At 51.6% G+C, this 19,415-nt stretch carries 17 protein-coding genes; 11 read left to right on the forward strand and 6 right to left on the reverse strand.

Annotated features, from left to right (window positions below; all coding sequences use genetic code 11):
• The first annotated feature begins 49 nt into the window (after positions 1-49).
• Positions 50-1,228: a 2-methylaconitate cis-trans isomerase PrpF gene (gene prpF / locus E1H14_RS04115; RefSeq protein WP_149390182.1), complete on the forward strand. Its 1,179-nt coding sequence runs from the start codon at positions 50-52 to the stop codon at positions 1,226-1,228.
• A 154-nt stretch (positions 1,229-1,382) separates the two neighbouring features.
• Here prpF and E1H14_RS04120 read toward each other — a convergent pair whose 3' ends face one another.
• On the reverse strand, positions 1,383-1,769 hold the full coding sequence (locus E1H14_RS04120) for a glutathione S-transferase N-terminal domain-containing protein (protein ID WP_149390183.1): 387 nt from the start codon (positions 1,767-1,769) through the stop codon (positions 1,383-1,385).
• A 92-nt stretch (positions 1,770-1,861) separates the two neighbouring features.
• A complete protein-coding gene (locus tag E1H14_RS04125; RefSeq protein ID WP_149390184.1) occupies positions 1,862-2,929 on the reverse strand; it encodes a 3-deoxy-7-phosphoheptulonate synthase in 1,068 nt (355 codons plus the stop codon).
• Between the two features lie 210 nt (positions 2,930-3,139).
• Here E1H14_RS04125 and dsbD point away from each other — a divergent pair, with 210 nt between their 5' ends.
• The 3 genes from dsbD to E1H14_RS04140 all read left to right on the forward strand — a co-directional run bounded on the left by dsbD (position 3,140) and on the right by E1H14_RS04140 (position 6,883).
• Positions 3,140-4,996, forward strand: coding sequence for a protein-disulfide reductase DsbD (gene dsbD, locus E1H14_RS04130; protein WP_149390185.1), 1,857 nt, complete (start codon positions 3,140-3,142; stop codon positions 4,994-4,996).
• 194 nt (positions 4,997-5,190) lie between these two features.
• A complete protein-coding gene (locus tag E1H14_RS04135; protein WP_149390186.1) occupies positions 5,191-5,964 on the forward strand; it encodes a type IV toxin-antitoxin system AbiEi family antitoxin in 774 nt (257 codons plus the stop codon).
• A gap of 4 nt (positions 5,965-5,968) precedes the next feature.
• Complete coding sequence (locus E1H14_RS04140) at positions 5,969-6,883, forward strand: nucleotidyl transferase AbiEii/AbiGii toxin family protein (protein WP_149390187.1); 915 nt, start codon at positions 5,969-5,971, stop codon at positions 6,881-6,883.
• Between the two features lie 201 nt (positions 6,884-7,084).
• Here E1H14_RS04140 and E1H14_RS04145 read toward each other — a convergent pair whose 3' ends face one another.
• A complete protein-coding gene (locus tag E1H14_RS04145; RefSeq protein WP_149390188.1) occupies positions 7,085-7,636 on the reverse strand; it encodes a hydrolase in 552 nt (183 codons plus the stop codon).
• A 49-nt stretch (positions 7,637-7,685) separates the two neighbouring features.
• Entirely contained in the window at positions 7,686-8,816 is a 1,131-nt protein-coding gene (locus E1H14_RS04150) for an FAD-dependent oxidoreductase (RefSeq protein ID WP_149390189.1), read from the reverse strand.
• A 164-nt stretch (positions 8,817-8,980) separates the two neighbouring features.
• Between E1H14_RS04150 and E1H14_RS04155 the strand changes: the two genes are divergently transcribed.
• The 3 genes from E1H14_RS04155 to E1H14_RS04165 all read left to right on the forward strand — a co-directional run bounded on the left by E1H14_RS04155 (position 8,981) and on the right by E1H14_RS04165 (position 13,235).
• The gene (locus E1H14_RS04155) at positions 8,981-9,637 is read left to right on the forward strand and encodes a histidine phosphatase family protein (RefSeq protein ID WP_149390190.1); all 657 of its coding nucleotides are present in this window, start codon (positions 8,981-8,983) and stop codon (positions 9,635-9,637) included.
• A gap of 5 nt (positions 9,638-9,642) precedes the next feature.
• Positions 9,643-11,814, forward strand: a complete 2,172-nt coding sequence (locus E1H14_RS04160; protein WP_149390191.1) for a putative bifunctional diguanylate cyclase/phosphodiesterase — start codon at positions 9,643-9,645, stop codon at positions 11,812-11,814.
• Between the two features lie 68 nt (positions 11,815-11,882).
• Positions 11,883-13,235, forward strand: a complete 1,353-nt coding sequence (locus E1H14_RS04165) for an HDOD domain-containing protein (RefSeq protein WP_149390192.1) — start codon at positions 11,883-11,885, stop codon at positions 13,233-13,235.
• 2 nt (positions 13,236-13,237) lie between these two features.
• Here the strand turns inward: E1H14_RS04165 and E1H14_RS04170 are convergent, their stop codons facing one another.
• Positions 13,238-13,969 carry a glycerophosphodiester phosphodiesterase family protein gene (locus tag E1H14_RS04170; RefSeq protein WP_149390193.1) on the reverse strand — a complete coding sequence of 244 codons (732 nt, stop codon included), beginning with the start codon at positions 13,967-13,969 and terminating at the stop codon, positions 13,238-13,240.
• 56 nt (positions 13,970-14,025) lie between these two features.
• Positions 14,026-14,640: a glutathione binding-like protein gene (locus E1H14_RS04175; protein WP_149390194.1), complete on the reverse strand. Its 615-nt coding sequence runs from the start codon at positions 14,638-14,640 to the stop codon at positions 14,026-14,028.
• A gap of 102 nt (positions 14,641-14,742) precedes the next feature.
• Between E1H14_RS04175 and E1H14_RS04180 the strand changes: the two genes are divergently transcribed.
• The 4 genes from E1H14_RS04180 (at position 14,743) to E1H14_RS04195 (ending at position 19,339) form a co-directional block, all read left to right on the forward strand.
• Positions 14,743-15,375, forward strand: coding sequence for a nucleotidyl cyclase domain-containing protein (locus E1H14_RS04180; RefSeq protein ID WP_149390195.1), 633 nt, complete (start codon positions 14,743-14,745; stop codon positions 15,373-15,375).
• An 8-nt stretch (positions 15,376-15,383) separates the two neighbouring features.
• A complete protein-coding gene (locus E1H14_RS04185; RefSeq protein ID WP_160142014.1) occupies positions 15,384-17,606 on the forward strand; it encodes a GNAT family N-acetyltransferase in 2,223 nt (740 codons plus the stop codon).
• 165 nt (positions 17,607-17,771) lie between these two features.
• A complete protein-coding gene (locus E1H14_RS04190) occupies positions 17,772-18,347 on the forward strand; it encodes a hypothetical protein (protein ID WP_149390197.1) in 576 nt (191 codons plus the stop codon).
• The gene (locus E1H14_RS04195) at positions 18,347-19,339 is read left to right on the forward strand and encodes a hypothetical protein (protein ID WP_149390198.1); all 993 of its coding nucleotides are present in this window, start codon (positions 18,347-18,349) and stop codon (positions 19,337-19,339) included. Before E1H14_RS04190 ends, E1H14_RS04195 begins: the two co-directional genes overlap by 1 nt.
• Positions 19,340-19,415: the final 76 nt, after the last annotated feature.

Genomic DNA, 19,415 nt, shown 5'->3' on the forward strand with positions numbered 1-19,415 from the left:
TGCGGCTACATAGGCTAGATGCTATAGCGATTTTTTTAGGAGTCATGTGATGTCCAGTGTTCCCCAGATCAAGATTCCCGCCACCTACATGCGCGGTGGCACCTCCAAGGGTGTATTTTTCAGCCTGACCGACCTGCCCGAAGTGGCGCAGGTGCCCGGTGAGGCACGTGACAAGATTCTGCAGCGGGTGATCGGCAGTCCTGATCCTTACGGCCAGCAGATTGACGGCATGGGTGGTGCCACTTCCAGCACCTCCAAAACCGTGATTCTGGCCAAAAGTGAACAGCCGGATCACGATGTGGATTACCTGTTTGGCCAGGTCGCCATCAATAAAGCCTTTGTCGACTGGTCCGGTAACTGCGGTAACCTCACCGGTGCCGTGGGTGCCTTTGCCATCAGCAAGGGGTTGGTGGATGCTTCACGCATTCCGGAAAACGGCATCTGCACCGTGCGTATCTGGCAAAAGAACATCGGTAAAACCATCATTGCCCATGTGCCCATCACCAATGGCGAAGTACAGGAAACCGGTGATTTTGAACTGGATGGTGTGACCTTCCCGGCCGCCGAGGTGGTGATTGAGTTCATGGACCCCGCCGATGGTGAAGGCTCGATGTTCCCCACCGGTAATGTGGTGGATGAGCTGGAAGTGCCCGGCATCGGTACCTTCAAAGCCACCATGATCAACTCCGGTATTCCGACCATTTTTGTCAATGCCGCTGATATCGGTTACACCGGTACCGAGCTGCAGAAGGACATCAACTCGGATGCCGAGGCGCTGGCAAAATTTGAAACCATGCGTGCTTATGGCGCGGTGAAGATGGGTCTGATCAAGGATATCTCCGAAGCAGCCGCCCGTCAGCACACCCCCAAGATCGCCTTTGTTGCCCCGGCCACAGACTATGTCACCTCCAGTGGTAAAAACCTGCAAGCCGGTGACATTGACCTTTGCGTTCGTGCGCTTTCCATGGGCAAGCTGCATCATGCCATGATGGGCACCGCTTCTGTAGCCATTGCCACGGCTGCGGCCGTGCCGGGCACACTGGTGAACCTGGCTGCCGGTGGCGGAGAGCGGGATGCCGTGACCTTCGGTCATCCTTCCGGCACCCTGCGCGTTGGTGCCGCTGCAGCACTGGTGGAGGGTGAGTGGACCGCCACCAAAGCCGTGATGAGCCGCAGTGCGCGGGTACTGATGGAAGGCTGGGTAAGGATTCCTGGCGATAGCTTCTAAGCTTTTTTCACTTGTAAGCTTTCTTGCCGAGATCCGCCCTGTGAATCAGTTCTGCTGAATGCTGAAGCCTTAATCGCTGGATAGCTTAAAACAAAAAAACCGCCTGACGCTTCAATGTCAGGCGGTTTTTTTATAGATGGATAGAGAGCTGGCCTTAACCGAAGCGTTTTTCTAACCACTGATTGATCGCATCGGATTCATACAACCATTCACTGCTGCCATCGGCATGCTCGATGCGTAAGCAGGGTACTTTCACCCGGCCACCACCGGCTAAGAGTGCCTGGCGATCTGGGCCTTCAGCTTGAGCATCGCGCAGTTCGATCGGCAAGGCTAAACGATGGATCTGTTTACGCACTTTGATGCAAAAAGGGCAGGCTTTGAATTGATAGAGCGCCAGGGATTGGCAAGCAAGATCGACATCACTCTGTACCTCGGGGCTGCGCGTCACGGCTTTTGGGCGGGTGAGCACTTCTTGCAGGAGCATCACGGGCGTGAGTAGGACGCGTAATAAGCGGAAAAATAAGCGTATCACGGATTTCATCAAAACTCCGGAGTGAATCAGGTTAAAAATAGAGGCTAGAGGATGAATAGAAGTGAAGGAGAGGGCGGTGAGCGCTCTCCTTCGTTCATCACTTAGCGGTTAGGCAGGACGTTTTTCAGTTTCTGGGCCATGCCGCGCAGGCACTCTTCGGTAGTTTTCCAATCGATACAGGCATCTGTTACCGAAACACCGTATTTCAGGTCACAGAGATTGGCGGGAATCGATTGATTGCCCCATTCTAGGTTGGACTCAATCATTAATCCGATGATGGACTGATTGCCTTCTAAAATCTGGTTAGCGGCATTTTCAGCCACCAGTGGCTGTAGGGCAGGATCTTTGTTGGAGTTGGCATGGCTGCAGTCGATCATAATATTCTTCTGCAGACCGGCCTTTTCCAGAGCCTGCTCACACAAGCGAACGCTGACCGAATCGTAGTTAGGTTTACCGTCGCCTCCACGTAGAACCACATGACCGTAGGCATTACCCAAGGTGCGGACAATGGCGACCTTGCCATCTTCATCGATACCGAGGAAGTTGTGTGGGTGGCTGACGGACTGCATGGCGTTTACGGCAACCGTCATGCTGCCATCGGTACCGTTTTTGAAGCCTACGGCGCAGGAGAGGCCGGAGGACATTTCACGGTGCGTCTGGGATTCCGTTGTGCGCGCGCCAATCGCTGACCAGCTAATCAAATCCTGGGTGTACTGGGGTGAAATAGGATCGAGTGCTTCCGTGGCCAAGGGTAAGCCCAGCTCCGAAAGATCAATCAAGAGCTTACGTGCAATATGTAAACCCTCTTCGATATCAAAGGAGTCATTCATGTGCGGATCATTGATCAAACCTTTCCAGCCCACGGTGGTACGAGGTTTTTCAAAATAAACACGCATCACCAGATAAAGGGTGTCCTTGACTTCATCGGCCAGTGCTTTCAGCTTCTTGGCATACACCAGAGCCGCTTCAGGGTCGTGAATCGAACAGGGGCCGACCACAACCATGAGGCGCTTATCTTTACGATCGAGAATATCCTTAACCACCTGACGCTCACGAATCACGGTTTCCACCGCAGCTTCGGGAATGGGTAGGCGTGCTTTCAGCTCACGCGGGGTTGTGATCGGAGTAATCGATTCGATACTGAGGTCTTCAAGGCGTGTATCCGTCATTTCTTTATCCTGGCAAGACTTAAATAGAGTGCTATGCAGCAAAAGTTCAATAGGTTTTCTATAATTGGTTGCCTTTTTACCATATCCCGGCACGCCTTATAAGGGGACGCTCGTATAATAGACACTATTGGAACCATAGCAGCAGGCTAAGGTCTGATCTGCATCCGAGTTTTGGCGTATTGAAAGGAAAGTCTTTTGCATAGGTTAGCCATGAAAGTCTTCGCACGTTTGCTTTTATCCCTGCTGATTTTGAGCGTGTTTTTTTCGACTCAAGCTCACAGCAGTTTATTTGGCAGCTCGGCACGCCAAGATGGCCCCTTGCCGGTAGAAGAAGCGTTTAAGTTTGATGCCGAATTGAGTGAAGAGGGGGTTGTTAAGCTCTATTGGCAGATCAGTGAAGGCTATTATCTCTATCGAGATCATCTGAAATGGCAGTTGCCGGATGAGCTGGTGTTGGTGGAAGCTTGGCGTCAAGCGGGTGTGGCAAAAGAGGACCCCTTATTCGGGCAGGTGGAAGTCTGGTATCAGTCTGCCGAGGCGGCTTTGTTAATCGGGCAAGCGGGTTCGGAGCAGGCCGACCTCAGCCTCAATGTGACCTATCAAGGCTGTTGGGAGGGAGGGATCTGTTACCCGCCGGTCACCGAAACCCTGGACCTACCCAATCTTCCTCTGGCTGCCGGATTAGACTGGCCTGCGAGCTGGCAACCGCCAGAAGCGACCTCGGTTGAGTTGCAGAGAGCCCCTGGCGTTTCAGGTAGTGAGCATGATCGTTTTCGCAATCTTTTAGCGGGTGAGTCCTTGCTCTTTATCCTGGGGGCTTTTTTTCTCGCCGGTCTTGCTCTCTCCTTCACCCCTTGCGTATTTCCTATGATACCCATTCTGTCCAGTATCATTGCCGGACAAGAGGGACGAGTTTCCACGGCACGGGCTTTGGGATTGTCCAGTGTTTATGTACTTGCCATGGCGCTGACCTATACCCTGGCGGGTGTTTTAGCGGGGCTCTTTGGGGCGAATCTTCAGGCCAGTTTTCAAAACCCTTGGATCATCTCGATCTTTAGCGGCCTGTTTGTGCTGTTAGCGCTGTCGATGTTTGGTTTTTATGAGCTGCAGTTGCCCAACCGTTTACAAACCCTACTTAGCCAGAAGAGCCATCAACAGCAGGGTGGTCAGGTTTGGGGAGTCGCGATAATGGGCTTCCTCTCGGCACTGATCGTGGGCCCGTGTATGGCGGCACCTCTGGCCGGCGCACTTATCTATATTGGCCAAACCGGCGATCCTTTTCTCGGAGGGGCGGCACTCTTTGCGCTCTCGATCGGGATGGGAGTTCCTTTGTTACTAGTCGGGACATCCGCCGGTAAATTACTGCCGCGCGCGGGTGCTTGGATGAAAGGCATTAAAGCCGGTTTTGGTGTGATGCTCTTGCTCTTAGCGGTGTGGATGCTAGATCGAATTGTGCCGGTGCAGATCACCATGCTGCTGACGGCGATCATTCTGATTATCACCGCTATCTATATGAATGCGCTCGAACGTTTAGATACAGCCAGTCATGGCATAACGCGCTTGTTGAAGGGGCTTGGGCTGATTCTTTTGGTCTATGGTATAGCGCTCTTACTGGGTGTTTTTTCAGGCGGACGCAGCTTGGTCTATCCATTGCAAGCTTGGGCCTCGGCATCCAGTCCAGGTTTTTCGACATCGAGCACCCCGGCGATGAGCTTTGTCCGTGTCACTGAGCGGCAGAGCCTAGAGGCCTTATTGGCGGATGCAAAAAAGCAAGCGCAGCCGGTGATGCTGGATTTTTATGCAGATTGGTGTGTGACCTGTGCGGAAATGGAAGAGATCACTTTTCGAGATGCCGCGGTGCAACAACGCCTGGATAGCTTTATGCGAATCAAAGTGGATGTCACGCGTAATGACGCGGAAGTTCGTGCACTGAATCGCCAATATCAGGTGTTTGGTCCGCCCGCTTTGGTTTTCTTTGACAGCCAGGGGCGTGAGCGGACAGAGTTCGCGGTACACGGTGTGATTGCCCCAGAACCTTTATTAGAGCAGATCGCTGAATTGCGTTGAGTGCCTCTTTCAGCGCTTTCCGCTGGCAGGATTGGCAATTTTGACATGGTTTTCAAATCAAAATTTTCACGGCAATCATTGACGTGAAATTAAAAATTAACAAACCAAAAAGTCCGAATTAGTTTGAAAAAGACTCCAATCACGTCGACAATAAACGTGTATTTTGCTTTTTATAAACCAATGTAGGGCCAGCCATGCTGAACACTGAAGCCAGACAGCAACTACAGAAACTGCTGCCGTTGGATATGATCGCCACCAAACCATGGCTGGAGACGCAAGGACTCAGCCTGCATTTTCTGGACAATGCGGTACGCAGCCAAACGCTGATCCCTGTCGTGGCCGGTGTTTACACTCGACAAGAAGCGAGACTATCCTGGAAAGGAATCGTTGCCTCGTTGCAACGCATGGCCGATGTTCCTGTTCATGTCGGAGGCTTGACCGCGTTAGAGCTGGAAGGCCTTGGTCATTACCTGTCCAAAGGAAACACACCCAGGGTTCACCTCTATTCTGCTGAGATGCTGCCTAGATGGCTGGCTAGAATCGATGCGCCAGCACAATTCGAGTGGCATGGCACTCGTCGCCTTTGGCCCGAGACGCTAATGCAAGACAAGCAGTACCTAAGGCAAGATAGCTGGCAAGCATCACTCCCTCCACTTGATTATTCCTGCCCAGAGAAAGCCATTTTAGAGCTCTTAGCTACAGTGCCCAATACCATCAGCTTTGAACATGCTGACCAGCTTATGCAGGGATTACACAACCTCTCGCCACGTAAGCTGGACGTCTTACTGAAAGCCTGTTGCAGTATCAAAGTAAAGCGGCTTTTTCTCTGGCTGGCAGGAAGACATCAACACGCTTGGTTTAAGCACCTGACACCAGAACAGTATGCACTGGGTAGCGGGAAACGACTGATTGCTAAAGGCGGCAAACTAGAGCCAACCTGGCAAATAACAGTGCCTAAGGATATGTGAAAACATGAGCAGACAAAGCCACTACTTCCGACAAGTGCAGCTACTACTCAGGATTATTCCCTTTATTGCGCGGCACGACTGTTTCGCTCTCAAAGGTGGAACCGCTATTAATTTGTTCGTTCGTGACTTTCCTCGACTTTCGGTTGATATCGATTTGGTTTTTCTACCCATGATGGAACGGTATGAAGCTCTACAGACCATCAAGAGCAACCTAGATACTCTAGCCTCCACGATCACGACTAACATTGACAATACTCGTGTTGTACGCGCCTTCCAGGATAAATCAGATGCTCTGCGTTTATTAGTGGAGCGAGATAACGTCCAAATCAAAATTGAACTCTCTCCAGTATTACGTGGCACGGTTTATGCTCCTAAAGTCATGCAGGTAAGTGAAGCAGTCGAAGATGAGTTTGGCTTTGCCGAAATGGCTGTGGTGAGTTTTTCCGATTTATACGCGGGGAAAATCTGTGCGGCACTAGATCGTCAACACCCGAGAGATCTTTTCGATGTCAAGCAATTACTAGATAACGAGGGACTCACTGATGAGCTTCGCAAAGCTTTGTTGGTTTATATTATTAGCCACCCTCGTCCCATTGCCGAGCTACTCAGGCCAAACTTCAAGGATATTTCAGATGTTTACGAAGGGGAGTTTCGGAATATGGCCGATCAGGATATTCCCCAAGTAGAGCTCGAGGCTACTCGGGAACAGTTGGTGAGGCTCATAAATTCTTCTTTGACGCCTCAGGAGCGATCATTTTTACTATCTTTCAAAAATCTCACTCCCGATTGGTTTCTTTTGGATCTGTCAGGAGTCGACCAATTACCTGCTGTGCGTTGGAAACAGCAAAACCTGGCCAAAATGAACCCAGAGAAACATTCAGAAGCTTACCATCGGCTTCAACAAATATTGATGATATAAAGCCCAACCCTACAAGGGACAGGGCTCTAACTTTATTTTCGCTGCTCAATCCACCATAGCAGATCTGAAAGCTGCCAATGATCATCTTACGCTCAGACTCTCTGAGCAATAGCTCATACTGGCCTGATTGACTGAGCACTTGAGTACAAACTTCTTAACTAGACATTAAATTTAAGTTTATGAGCGGATGCCGAGCACAGATTAAAGGTTGCGCAGATAGTTGCGGCTGATATAACGAAAGGCATCTGTATCGGCCTGGCGTAACCACTCAAAGGCCACCATCTCTCGACTCACCACCTGAATTCCGGCTTGGCGAAAGCGTTCGAGGGCGAGTGCTTTATCTTCAGGTCGGCGTGAGCTGATGCAATCCTCAACCACAAATACCTCACGTGCTTGCTGTTTAAGCTGCAACGCCGTCTGCAACACACAGACATGGGCTTCGGCGCCGATGATGACAAATTGATTGTATTGCTGGGCATTCAGCGCATTTCGTACCTCGCTTTCTGCCGCAGCAGAAAAATGGGTCTTGCTCAGAATACGTTCTGCCGGAATCAACTCCTGTAAGCTCTTGAGTGTGCTGCCTAATCCTTGTGGATACTGCTCGGTTGCCCAAACCGGAATATGCAGATGATTGGCTACTTCAATCAGCCAGCGACTGTGCTTCAGCAGGCGTTTGGGTTTATGCAGAGCCGGCATCAATTTTTCTTGTAGATCGATGACGAGCAAACAGGAGGTATCGGGATGAATCAACATAGTGAGGGGCCTTTATTTGGGTTTTAAATTATGAGTTATAGTTTCGACATCAAGATGCGGGCGGGAGTTGGCTGAGCAGTTTGCGCGCTACTGCCATGGCATCGCTACGGTTGACCGGAATCACGCCCTGGGAGCCACGCTTGCACCAGCCAACACAGAAAATCCCCGGTGCAATTTCTCCTTCCTCATGGATAAAGTGTCCCTTCTCTTGATCAAAAGGCAAGTCATCCAAAGGACGGCTTTGGTAGCCTATGGCTTTCACCAGGCTATGGATCGGTAATTCTAGAGTTTCACCACTGGGGATGGCACGTCCCTCTTTTAGATGGTTACGCATTAACGTCATGCTGGCTAAATGTCCCTGAGCATCGGCATGCAGGGCAAGGGGAGAAACTTGAAACATAAAGCGGATCAAGCAGCGTCCCGGTTCGGCCAGGTTTTGAGAGTAGAGTTTAAGTTGTTGCAGGACTTGCTGTTTTGAATGGGGTAGGAGACTTAGATCGATATTTTCTAGATCACTGGCCCGCAGCGTGGGTAGGGCGGCGTCTAATTCACCTAACTCTTTTAACTCAGGCAAACTGAAACCGGCTTCAACCGGGCCGCGTCGACCGAGAATCCAGATCTCTTGTAGTGCCTGTTGCAGAGCGTTGCGTTCAGCACGAATTGAGGGTTGGCTGATCGCCTCTTGCATCTCATCAGTGGTTTTACACAGGACTCGGGCTAGATCTAAAGCCACGTTACCCTGGCCAATAATGGCTAAGCGTTTACCGAGTTTAGGGTGCAAGGCTGCTTGTTCGGGATGTTGATTGTACCAAGTGACTAACTCGGCAGAGCCATAAACCCCCGGCAGATGTTCACCCGGAATTTTCAGGGCTCGATCCTCGAGTGCGCCGGTGGCGATAAGAATCCAGGGGAATTCGCTCTGTAAGGAGGCAAAACTGCGATCCACACCGATTTCACACTGGGTATGCAGGTGGATCTGAGGTTTTGCTAAGGTGCGGGTAAAGCTCTGCTTGATTTGGCGGGTGATGGCATGATCCGGTGCGACACCATATTCCACCAACCCAAAAGGCTGGGCTAGACGTTCAAAAATATGGATCTCTAGATCTGGGCGTTTACTTGAGAGAATCTCAGCGCTGAAGCAAGCAGCAGGGCCGCTGCCAATAATTGCAATCTTAAGCATGTTCACCGTCTCATTAAAATGCCTTGGCAGCTTAACACAGGGCAGAAATTTGAGAAGATTTCTGATGCAGGTCAGTGACCTAAAGGAATCTGATAGGCTGAAGTTTCCAAAATTAATGCTTTCGGGTAAGGTTACTTAAGGAACATCTAAAAGGATGCGTAATCATGGATAAGCCCTCGCCTATGAAGCACTGGTTTTTGCGTAGTCTATTGAGTTTAGTTTGCCTCTCTCCCGTCTGGGCTTTCGCCGAACAGCCTGACTTTACTCTGATTCCTGCGACACCTGAGTTGTTGGAGAGCGTTAAACAAGGGGGGTATGTGCTCTTCTTGCGTCATGGTCCAACGGATGCGCGTCAGCCGGATCAGGTGCCTGTGGATCTTAATGACTGCGCAACACAACGCCCTTTAACTGAGGAGGGGCGAGAGTTGATGGTGCGCATCGGTCATTTTATTCGTCAGTTTGAGTTACCTCATGATGAGATTTACACCAGCCCTTTGTGCCGAGCGGTGGAGACCTCTCAACTGGTCTTCCCTCAGCATGAAATCACCCTAGATCCGAATCTGATCTATGTGGCGGCACTGACATCAGAAGAAAAAATCCCTATCGTTGCGCGGACTCAGGCTTTGCTCTCCCGACCCAGCACCCCCGGCTCTAACCGTATTGTTGTGGCGCATGGCCCCAATCTAGTGGAGGTGATGGAGTATTTTCCTGTTGAAGGTACGCTGGTGATTTTTCGCCCTGACCCGGAAAATGCGAGTTTTACCTATTTAGGCAGTGTTGAGCCCTCGCTCTGGCCTGTACTCCTCAAAACTAAGGATTAACTTGCATGCGTGCAGCGCGCACCGTTCTGTTTATGTTCTTTATGCCCGCGCTACTGATGTTGGTAGCGGCGGCCTTGGTCGGTTATTTTTCGCTGACCAGTTTACGTGCTGAATACCAGCGCTTGAGCGAAACCCAGGTGCTGGATATGGCCACCCTGCAGCGTGCTGTGGAATTTAATGGTGAAATTGCACAGCTGCAAAATCGTGTCAGTTCGACCTTAACCGGAGCACGTCAACGCACCTTGAGCGACATTCAGCTTTATCGTATGCACAGCCAGCTGGTGAATGAGTTGGCGGTGTTGCAAGTGAGAGTGGATGAGTTGGCCAGCGAAGCTTTGTTGCTTGAGGTTAACCACAACTCTGCACGGGGTTTGCAGCAAGAGTTTTCCAGCTTCCGTAATCTGGTGATCATGGCCACTGAGATCGCCGCGATTGATGCCGACACAGCCGATGAATACTTTGTCCGCGCCCAACAAAATTTTGTCGATTTTTCTATCTTCTCCAACCGGATTGTTAATTTATTGACTGAGCGAGCTTACCATCGCCATCAAGAAGATTTCGCCAGCCATGAATCCCTCTTCTCGCAGATTCTATTTTTCAGTGTGATGGCAATTTTGATTATTTCCGCGCTTGCGATGTTTTTAGGGGAGTACATCAGCCGTCGCATGCTCGATATCGCGGACGCTTTAAGTGCTTTGGCACGTTATCAACAAGGAGATCTGGTTTTACCGAAAATGGCGGCCTTGCAGCAGCATTCCAAGGGCGAATTGGGCCGTATTGCCGGGGCTTTATTGGGTTTTCGTGATGCCATTGCGCGACGGATTCAGGCGGAAGAGGAGAATCATCGTTTGCTTTATTTTGATCTCCTCACCGGATTGCCGAATCGGCGTATGCTGGCAGAGAAGCTACGCCATGCCATTGCCGTCTGTGAACGTAATCGCAATCGCAGTGCCTTGCTCTGGATCGATGTGGATCGTTTTAAGTTGCTAAATGATACACGTGGTCATCAGGCCGGTGATGACTTCTTAAAAACCTTGAGTGAACGTTTGCGTTTTTTAGGCTTTAGTGATGAATCTCTGGCGCGTGTGGATGGTGATGAGTTCACCATCTTGTTGGAGTCCTTGAGTGATTCGCCAGTGATGGCAGCACGTATCGCACGCGCGCAGGCACAGAAGATTAGCGCCAGTTTAAATCGTGAGTATCGTATAGCTGGGCATTCACATTATTTGAGTGTGTCGATTGGGATCGTGATGTTCTCAGGCTTAGATGAAGAGCCTGATCAGTTGATGAAACATGCTGAGATTGCTAAATACCAAGCCAAAGCCCGCGGCCAAGGCAGCATCTGTTTCTTTGATCCGCAATTACAGACAGAGCTTGAGCGTCGTGCCGATTTAGAGAATGAGTTGCGCCAAGCGACGGAAAAACAGCAGTTGCGTCTTTTTTATCAACTGCAGTTGGATTCAAAAGGGCAGGCTGTCGGAGCCGAAGCCTTGTTGCGCTGGTTACACCCTAAGCGAGGCCTGGTTTCACCTGCAGACTTTATCCCGCTGGCGGAAGAGTCTGGCTTGATTCTGCCTATGGGCTATTGGGTGATGAGTGAAGCCTGTCGCCAATTAAAAACTTGGCAAGCACAGGCGGAGACGGCTGATCTGACCCTCTCGGTCAACGTCAGTGCGCGTCAGTTCCAGCAAGAGGATTTTGCCGATCAAGTGATCGGTTTGATCAGTGCCCATGCGATTCGCCCAACCGGTTTAAAATTGGAGCTGACGGAGTCCGCCGTGTTGGAGGATGTGGAAGCGGCGATTGAAAAAATGCATCGTGTGCGTGCGCTGGGGGTGCGTTTTTCCATGGATGATTTTGGCACAGGTTATTCTTCACTGCAGTATCTAAAACGTCTGCCGTTGGATCAGATTAAGATTGATCAATCCTTTGTGCGTGATCTGGGAGAAGATGAAGAAGATGATGCGATCATTCGCACGATTATTGCCATGAGCCAGGCGATGTCTTTGCAAGTGATTGCTGAGGGCGTTGAAACAGAAGCTCAGCGTGCCTGTTTGGAAAGTTATGGCTGTCACCTCTACCAAGGCTATCTGTTTAGTAAGCCCCTACCGATTGAAGAGTGTGAAGGCTTGTTTAAACGTTTTGCGCCTTGGCGAGAAACGGTACGTTCAGCCTAAACTCTATTCGATGCCATTCACTGTCTGTTCCATATTTAATCTCAAATTCGATCTCCAGGGTGCCCTCTATGCTTAGTTTATGGAAACGTAAAACACCTGACGATTCTGCGCCCATCGCCGTCAGTTCCTCAACCTCAGTGCCAAAGTCCGTTTTATTTCCTGGGCTGAAAGAGTCGGATCTGATCCCACTCTATAACCATTTGACGACTGAAAAATTTGCACCGAATCAGGTGATTTTGCAGAAGGGGCAAGCAGCGGATCGTATCCTTTTTGTCAGTGAAGGCACCTTACAGACAGACCAGGGACAGACCCTAAAAGCCGGAGATTGGTGGACAGAAGCGGATCTTAAAGCCGGTCACACACGCCTGCAAACGCCACTGACCAGTGTGGAGGCCGTGACTCTTTTGAGCTTGCCGGTTAAGGCTTACGCCCAATTGCCGGAGTCTTTACAGCACTATCTACTGGATCGTATCCAGCAGCAAAACTTCCAACAACTAGAAGCCTTGCATGCTACCACTGGTGATTTGTTGCGCGAACGTAATCGTTTGTTAGAGATGTTATTTCAAGCGCGTACTCAGCATCGTCAAGCTTTTGCACGGACTGAGCTGGCGCAGCAGGTGATTCGTAAATTCCCCCGCCTGCCGTTATCGACTTCAACGCTCTTAAGTAAGCTTTTGGATGAGCGCACAACACGTACAGAGATCGTTGAGCTGGTACGGAATGATCCCGCTCTGACCAGTACCTTGCTGAAAACCATCAATTCGGCCAGCTACAGCCTGCAGCAAAAAATTTCCGATGTGAATCATGCGATCAGTCTAATGGGTTTTGAAAGTGTGTATCAGGTGATCATGGCGGATAGTATGCGCCAGACGATGCCGGATACAGATTTTTTCCGTGACACCTGTACACGCTCGATAGAGATTTCGCATCTGGTGTTTAGCCTGTCGCAAGAGGCCGGTTTAGGCAAGCCGTCTGAGATGGCGACACTGGGCTTGATGTATGAAATCGGTGCGATGGTGATTGAACTGTTGAAAATGCAGAACCCGCGTCTGGCCAGTGTTTTCTTGGGACTGGATAGCGCCAGTGTCGGTGCCGAGCTCTTGCGTTCCTGGAATCTCCCTGAGAGTCTCTGTGCTGCGATCGATTATCGTTTTTATCCTGAGTTTGCAGTGCCTGAAAAGGTTCCAGAAATGGCACGTGTCGCCGTGGCTTTGCTCTATTTGGCGGAGCGTTTTTGTGAGCGTTTGCATCAACAGACACCGACTCAGCAACCCTTGTTGTTAGACGATTATTTGGCTGTGCTGGGTTTACAAGGGGTGTCTGAAGAGGAGCTGTTGTATAAACGTGTGCTGCCACGCTTACGCGCTCGTAAACTGGCTTTGCCAAAAAGCTTGTTGGTTTTGCTGGGCGAGTCCGCTTAACCTTAACGCAGCGATGGTACGGGCATGAGTTGGGGGTAGTCGCTGAAAATGCCTTCTACCCCTAACTGCCAAAATTGTTCGGCCTGCTCAGGGTCGTTGCAGGTGTACAGATACAGCTCATAATCACAGGCTTTAATCTGGTGAATCTCCGTTTCACTTAAGCCCTGCCAGTCGCAGTGGAGGCTTAAGGCGCCGAGCTGGTGGGCTTGCTGCATCCAGTCTGGTGGCAGCTTGGCATATAGAGGCGCTAATAACCAATCGGGATGCAGGTGTCTAAGCGTGAAGAGAGGCTCCATCTCAAAGCAGCTGAGGATAACACGGTGGCGCGGCAGGGGGGTGGATTCCAAGGCTTGGCTCACGGCTTCAGCCAGACGCTGTGCCGACCAGCCATAGGGTTTGAGTTCCAGATTGACGCCAATATCCAGGTGTGCAATTAAGCTCAATGCCTGTTCCAGCTTAGGCAGCACCTCGCCACGATAGTCCTCGGAGAACCAGCTGCCGACATCAAGTTTGCTAAGATCTGTATGCTGTAATTCGCGTAATTTTTTGGGCAGTCCAGCGCAGCGCTGTAGATCGGCATCATGGCTGAGGACGGGCGTGCGATCACCCAGCAGCGTGACATCCAGTTCGATCCACTCCACACCCAGCTCTGCCGCCAGATGAATGCCAGCCAATGTATTCTCAGGTGCCAGCGAGGCAATTCCTCGATGGCCTATGACCTTAGCCGCCAGCATCCTTCTGCACTCCTCGCTAGGTTCAGTGTGCCCTTAGCAGGCTGCACACCATCTCATTATGGAACCTGTAAGCCTCTTTGTACAAAATGCAGGTTTTGCATCCGCTCCATCCATTGTGCGACCTGGGGAAAGGCTTCGAGCTGGATCTCCTGCCAGGCATAACGTGCGGCCCAAGGGTAGATGGCAAAATCCGCAATGCTGAGGTCATCCACAATAAAACGCCGTCCTGAGAGCTGCTTATCGAGTACGCTCCATAAGCGCTGGGCTTCTTGGTTATAACGTTGTATGGCATAGGGCACAGGTTCTGGAGCAAAACGGTTAAAGTGATGAGCCTGACCTAAAAAGGGACCAAATCCTCCCATTTGCCACATCAGCCACTGCAGGGTCTCATAACGTTTGGCCCCCTTGCTGGCCAAAAATTCACCGGTTTTATCTGCCAGATAAATGAGAATAGCGCCACTTTCAAATAGGGTGATGGGTTCACCATCGGGGCCATCATGGTCAATGATGGCTGGGATTTTATTGTTGGGGCTGATCTGCAGGAAGTGGTGATTAAACTGCTCGTTGTTGAGAATGTTGATGGGGTGCACAGAGTAATGCAGGCGACAGGCTTCCAGCATTATGGAAACCTTATGGCCATTTGGTGTGCCCCAGGTATATAAATCAATCATGTGCTGCTCCTGCAGAGATTATTTTTGGCTTCAATTTCAGCACTCTTCACTATAAGCTTTGAGGGTCATACAGAATAATCCAAGTCAAGCAGAGGAGAAAGCGTGTTCCAGAGTCTGATGCCCTATCTGCTCGCTTTTCTTCTCTGTCTCTCATTTGGGCTGGGCCTTTATCTATGGAAGCTACGTCAGGCATTTCAGGCCTATCGTCATTGGGCTGAACAAGAAATTGCGCAGCTGAGTCCAACGGATACCCAGACCGGTGCCTTAAAAGCTGATCCTTTTTTGCATCAACTTGAAGTGGAGTGCCGCCGGGCGGTGCGTGAGTTCATGCCCCTAACGTTGATGAAGGTGCATTTTGAGCTCCTCCATGAGGCCGGTGAGCTGAGTGTGTTTACGCAACAGAGCGCCGCCATCTTGCGTCAAAAGCTGGCGCGCCCCGGTGATCAGTTAGGGCAGGTGGAGGCCAATGGTTTAGCTATGTTGTTGCCCGCCACCAATGCACAAGCGGAGAGTTTTGCTCAGCATTGTCATACCCATCTTAAGGAAGTCTTTGCGAATGCTTCGGTCCAGATTACCTTGGTGGCGTGTACCTTTCAGCCCAGCGCCAATTTGAATGCGGTCTATGCTTCTGAGAAGTTAGAGGCGTTGCTGCAGGAAGCGCTGCAAAGTCGTGCTGGAGAAGTACACTTCCACGCCGAAGAGATTGCCGATTTCAGTCTAACCTATACCCTCTGATGTCCAGCTTGCCACCCACTTCACTTCGACACCCTCAACCGCCTGCGCGTGCGATGTTCCGGCAGTTCTATTGGCTCAGTTGTCCCTCTGAAAAGCGCGAAATATATCTTAAGAAGTTACTCAGAGCCTTGGCGCTGGCGGAAAGTGAGGCCCTGCTTGTCGGGTTAACGCCGCTTTTGCAGTTGCCGGCGCAAAACCCACGTCAACTGCAACGCTATCTGGGCACTGAGCAGCGTTTAATACTGTTTGATGCGCACCAGAGCTTTCATCCCAACGCTTTTGCACAGATCACTGGAACCTTGGTCGGGGGTGGATGCTTTATCCTCCTGACTCCGCCACTTCTGGCCTGGCCTGAGAGTGCAGATCTGGAAACCCAGGCCGTTGCTCGCGGAAGCCAGCCGGCAAGATCGGGGCCGAGTGCATTTCTGAAGCATCTCAGCCAACAGTTGCTGGCGGCCACGCAGGTGGCTGAGATGATAGGTTTCACCTCTGTACCTGAGGATGCGCTGGAGCTGCGCTATTTGCCCGTGCCGGAAAATCCTTGGCTGTCGGGCGCGTCAGTGCCAGCTCCCTATTTGACCGAGGAGCAAGCGCAACTGGTGAGCCGTCTGACGCAGTTGTGGCGAAGCGAACGTTCGGTTGCGGTGATTTCGGCGGATCGTGGCCGGGGTAAAAGCAGCTCTTTAGGTTTAGCCTTAAGAACGCAGCAGGCAGAGAACTGGCAAGTTCAGGTGACGGCTCCTGAGGCGGCTGCCGTGGGGGCCCTGTTCGCCATGCTGGCGGATGCCCAGACGCAGGTGCAGTACCTGACGCCGGGGCAGCTCTTGCAAGCGCACCAGTCTGCGGATCTGTTGATTATTGATGAAGCTGCCGCCTTGCCGGTGAGCTTTCTCAGTACCTGCCTACAGCGCTACCCACGCGTGGTGTTTGCCACCACTCTGAAAGGTTATGAGGGCAATGGGCGGGGGTTTGCGCTGCGTTTTCGTCAGGAATTACAAAAAGTGGCCCCCCAGTTTCAGGAGTGGACATTGCAGCAGCCGATACGCTGGCCAGCAGGAGATCCGTTTGAAGCGCTGTATCATCAGCTTTTATTGCTCGATGCCCAACCGGCTGACGTGCTGCAAGCCGCCCCAATTGAGTGGCAAGATCTAAGTTATCTTGCCTTGGCACCTGAGGATTTATGCCAGGATAGCGCGACCTTGCGCGAAATTTTTGGCCTGTTGATCGCCGCCCACTATCGCACCACCCCGAATGATCTGCGCCTACTTTTAGATAGTCCGGGTATGCAGATTCGGGTGCTGAGAAATCCTCAGCAGCAGATTCTGGCAACTCTCTGGTTGGCGCCAGAGGGGGGGATAGAACCTGAGCTGGCACAAGCAATTTGGCAGGGCCGTAGACGCCCAAAAGGGGATCTGATCAGCCAGATACTCATCGCTCAAGAGGGCTGGCAAGAGGCTGCCTCCTGGCGAGGTTGGCGAGTCATGCGTATTGCTGTGCATCCAGAGGCTCAACGCCAGGGTTTAGGCTTTAGGTTGTTGCAGGCGATGGAGCAGGAGGCGAAGGCTTTAAGCTTAGATTATGTGGCGACCAGCTTTGCCGCCGAGGTCGGGGTTGTCGCGTTTTGGCAGGCGGCAGCTTACGCTCCGCTGCGCTTGGGTGAACAGCAGGATGCGGTCACGGGCAGTTGGCCCCTGTTGATGTTCAAACCTTTGCAGCTACACCTCAACACTTGGCTGCCGCAGGCTCAGGAGCGCTTAACGCAATATCTGCGCCTGCGCTTGGCTAAGGGAGAAGTATTGCCGTCTTATTTAATTCGTGCTGCCTTGGCGGCACGTTATGCGCCAACCCCTCTGAGTCAGCAAACACTGGAACGATTGGCAGGTTTTGCCTGGGCCGAACGCGGGCTGGAAAGCAGTCTGTTGGAGTTACAGGACTGGTTGATTGCACTTCTTGGACAAGAAGGCAGAGTTCACTCATCCTGTTTATCCGTTCATCCATTAGCCGAACCACTCACCGATTCCGCCGTGCCGACTAGTTCACTGAAGTGCTTTTCCGATCAGGATTGGGAGCTGATGTTGAACCGTCTGCTGCGCTTACAGACAGCTGCTCAAGTGCACCTCAGCCAAGGCTTGGGTCCAAAACAGCAAGTCGAACGCTTACGCCACTGTGTGGCGGAAACTTTGTCGAATCTAATCCGTCACGCTGAGTCGGCCACAAAAACTTGTGTTTAGCAGAGAGCAAATCACGGCACTTAGTTCAGGTCAGCTTAAGATCTGACGCCTATACTCTGATGAGAGTTTGGGTCAGACCCGAAAAGTCGCCAAACAGATAGGATTGATGAACGCGCAGCGTGATTAAGAGCAAAGCGTGATCAGAAATAACGAGGAGTTATGTCGATGAAATACACACTTCTTTTTTTGGCGCTGAGTCTGGCGGCCTTGCAAGCTGAGGCGCAGCGTCCTGAGTGGGCAGGTCCTCCGGGGGCTCAACAAGAGCGTGGCAAAGAGGTTGGCTCGCGTCGTTCGGATTCGCGGGAGTCGGTTCGAGAGCGTCGAACTGAGCAGGAGCGGGATTACGAAAGCAATGGCCTGCTGGCGCCGTTAAATGAATCGGAGCGTAACCGCCTGATTCGTATTGTCCTAGAAGAATACTTTGGTTTGCCCAGCCAGGATGTAGATCCGGTACGTGGAGGGATGAAAGCCCTGCCGCCTGGATTACAGAAAAAATTAGCACGTGGGGGCAGTTTGCCACCGGGCTGGCAAATGAAATTAGCACGTGGCGAGGTGTTAGATCCTTCTTTGTATGCCTACTCTGATCGTTTGCCACCCGATGTCTTACGCCGCCTCGGTGGACGTCAGGAAGGTGCTGAATTGATCGTTTTGGGTGATCGTATTCTGCGTGTGATGGAAGGGCGCGGGACCATTTTGGATGTGGTGCAAATTGTCACCAGTAGTCTGGAGCTTTCGCGTTAATGCTAAAAACATCAGGAAGATGGCTGGTTGGGATGCTGGTGCTGGCGGCTTTGCAAGGCTGTGTCAGTCTTGGGCAAAGGCCTGCGTCTGATGAAGTCTATCAGCGCGGTTGGCTGTTGCAGGAAGAGGGTAGTTGGTTGTGGCGGGCTTGTCAGTCATCTGCCTGGGAGGCGATCGTTTTAAGCCGCAATATGCAGCGCGTATACCAGCGTTTGGCCGCCGATCAACGTCCTCTTTATGCTGAGTGGCGTCAGCGTGGCGAAGCACGCCCAGAATGGCGCTTGCTGGTGGACGATCCCAAAGGCTGTCAACAACATCTTCCGGGCAATCTGCTGGTTGCGGGTGGCACTCAACCTGAGTTTTGGCAGCTGGAATTAAAAGAGCAGCAGCTTCTGCTCAACTTCCCTGAAAAACTGCAAACCCTGCGGTTTAATGCCATCGACTTCAGCCGTGAAGGCAGTGATTGGTTATGGGAAGCGGAGATTAAACGTCAGCAGAGAGTGCGTCATCGCGCCAGTTTGCGCGTTAAAAATGCACCCTGTGTGGACATGCAGGGCCAGTGGTATGGATTGCAGGCTCAGTTACAGCTGGATCGGCGTGAATATAATGGCTGTGCACGCCGTGGTGATCTGCAGCGTTTGTCGCTGTCCAGTCGTTACCGTCTACCGCAAAAGATCCAAACACGAGCGATTGAGGTGAGCCTCAGTCCAGAGGGTGAGTTGCGTTGGCAAGAGGATTATCTGAATGACCAGCCGATCGAAATACATCTGGGGCGCTGGCAATTGCTGGAAAACGGCCGTTTGCTGTTAACGCTGGAGCAGTTGGAAAAAGGTATGGAAACACGGCAAGAAGCCTTAGTTATGCGTCCTAGTGGTGCAGGCGGTTGGCGTTTAGTCGGTTTTCATCCCCTTTATGGTGAGGGGGGGTTAGAGCTGGTGCCGACAGGGGATCCTTTGCCTTGGCGCGCCGGATCACGTTTTCCTGTGCCTTGAGCGTTTTCTGGTCAGGTTGGAGACTAGGTGCGAGTCGAAAACCTCAAGCACCTAGTGTGTGAAGGAGGATGTTCTA

Source organism: Nitrincola tapanii (assembly GCF_008368715.1).
GTDB lineage: Bacteria > Pseudomonadota > Gammaproteobacteria > Pseudomonadales > Balneatricaceae > Nitrincola > Nitrincola tapanii.

Excerpts from the sequence above, each read along its gene's own strand:
- prpF (WP_149390182.1), top strand. The coding sequence starts at position 50 with ATGTCCAGTGTTCCCCAGATCAAGATTCCCGCCACCTACATGCGCGGT.
- E1H14_RS04120 (WP_149390183.1), bottom strand. The coding sequence starts at position 1,769 with ATGAAATCCGTGATACGCTTATTTTTCCGCTTATTACGCGTCCTACTC.
- E1H14_RS04125 (WP_149390184.1), bottom strand. The coding sequence starts at position 2,929 with ATGACGGATACACGCCTTGAAGACCTCAGTATCGAATCGATTACTCCG.
- dsbD (WP_149390185.1), top strand. The coding sequence starts at position 3,140 with ATGAAAGTCTTCGCACGTTTGCTTTTATCCCTGCTGATTTTGAGCGTG.
- E1H14_RS04135 (WP_149390186.1), top strand. The coding sequence starts at position 5,191 with ATGCTGAACACTGAAGCCAGACAGCAACTACAGAAACTGCTGCCGTTG.
- E1H14_RS04140 (WP_149390187.1), top strand. The coding sequence starts at position 5,969 with ATGAGCAGACAAAGCCACTACTTCCGACAAGTGCAGCTACTACTCAGG.
- E1H14_RS04145 (WP_149390188.1), bottom strand. The coding sequence starts at position 7,636 with ATGTTGATTCATCCCGATACCTCCTGTTTGCTCGTCATCGATCTACAA.
- E1H14_RS04150 (WP_149390189.1), bottom strand. The coding sequence starts at position 8,816 with ATGCTTAAGATTGCAATTATTGGCAGCGGCCCTGCTGCTTGCTTCAGC.
- E1H14_RS04155 (WP_149390190.1), top strand. The coding sequence starts at position 8,981 with ATGGATAAGCCCTCGCCTATGAAGCACTGGTTTTTGCGTAGTCTATTG.
- E1H14_RS04160 (WP_149390191.1), top strand. The coding sequence starts at position 9,643 with ATGCGTGCAGCGCGCACCGTTCTGTTTATGTTCTTTATGCCCGCGCTA.
- E1H14_RS04165 (WP_149390192.1), top strand. The coding sequence starts at position 11,883 with ATGCTTAGTTTATGGAAACGTAAAACACCTGACGATTCTGCGCCCATC.
- E1H14_RS04170 (WP_149390193.1), bottom strand. The coding sequence starts at position 13,969 with ATGCTGGCGGCTAAGGTCATAGGCCATCGAGGAATTGCCTCGCTGGCA.
- E1H14_RS04175 (WP_149390194.1), bottom strand. The coding sequence starts at position 14,640 with ATGATTGATTTATATACCTGGGGCACACCAAATGGCCATAAGGTTTCC.
- E1H14_RS04190 (WP_149390197.1), top strand. The coding sequence starts at position 17,772 with ATGAAATACACACTTCTTTTTTTGGCGCTGAGTCTGGCGGCCTTGCAA.
- E1H14_RS04195 (WP_149390198.1), top strand. The coding sequence starts at position 18,347 with ATGCTAAAAACATCAGGAAGATGGCTGGTTGGGATGCTGGTGCTGGCG.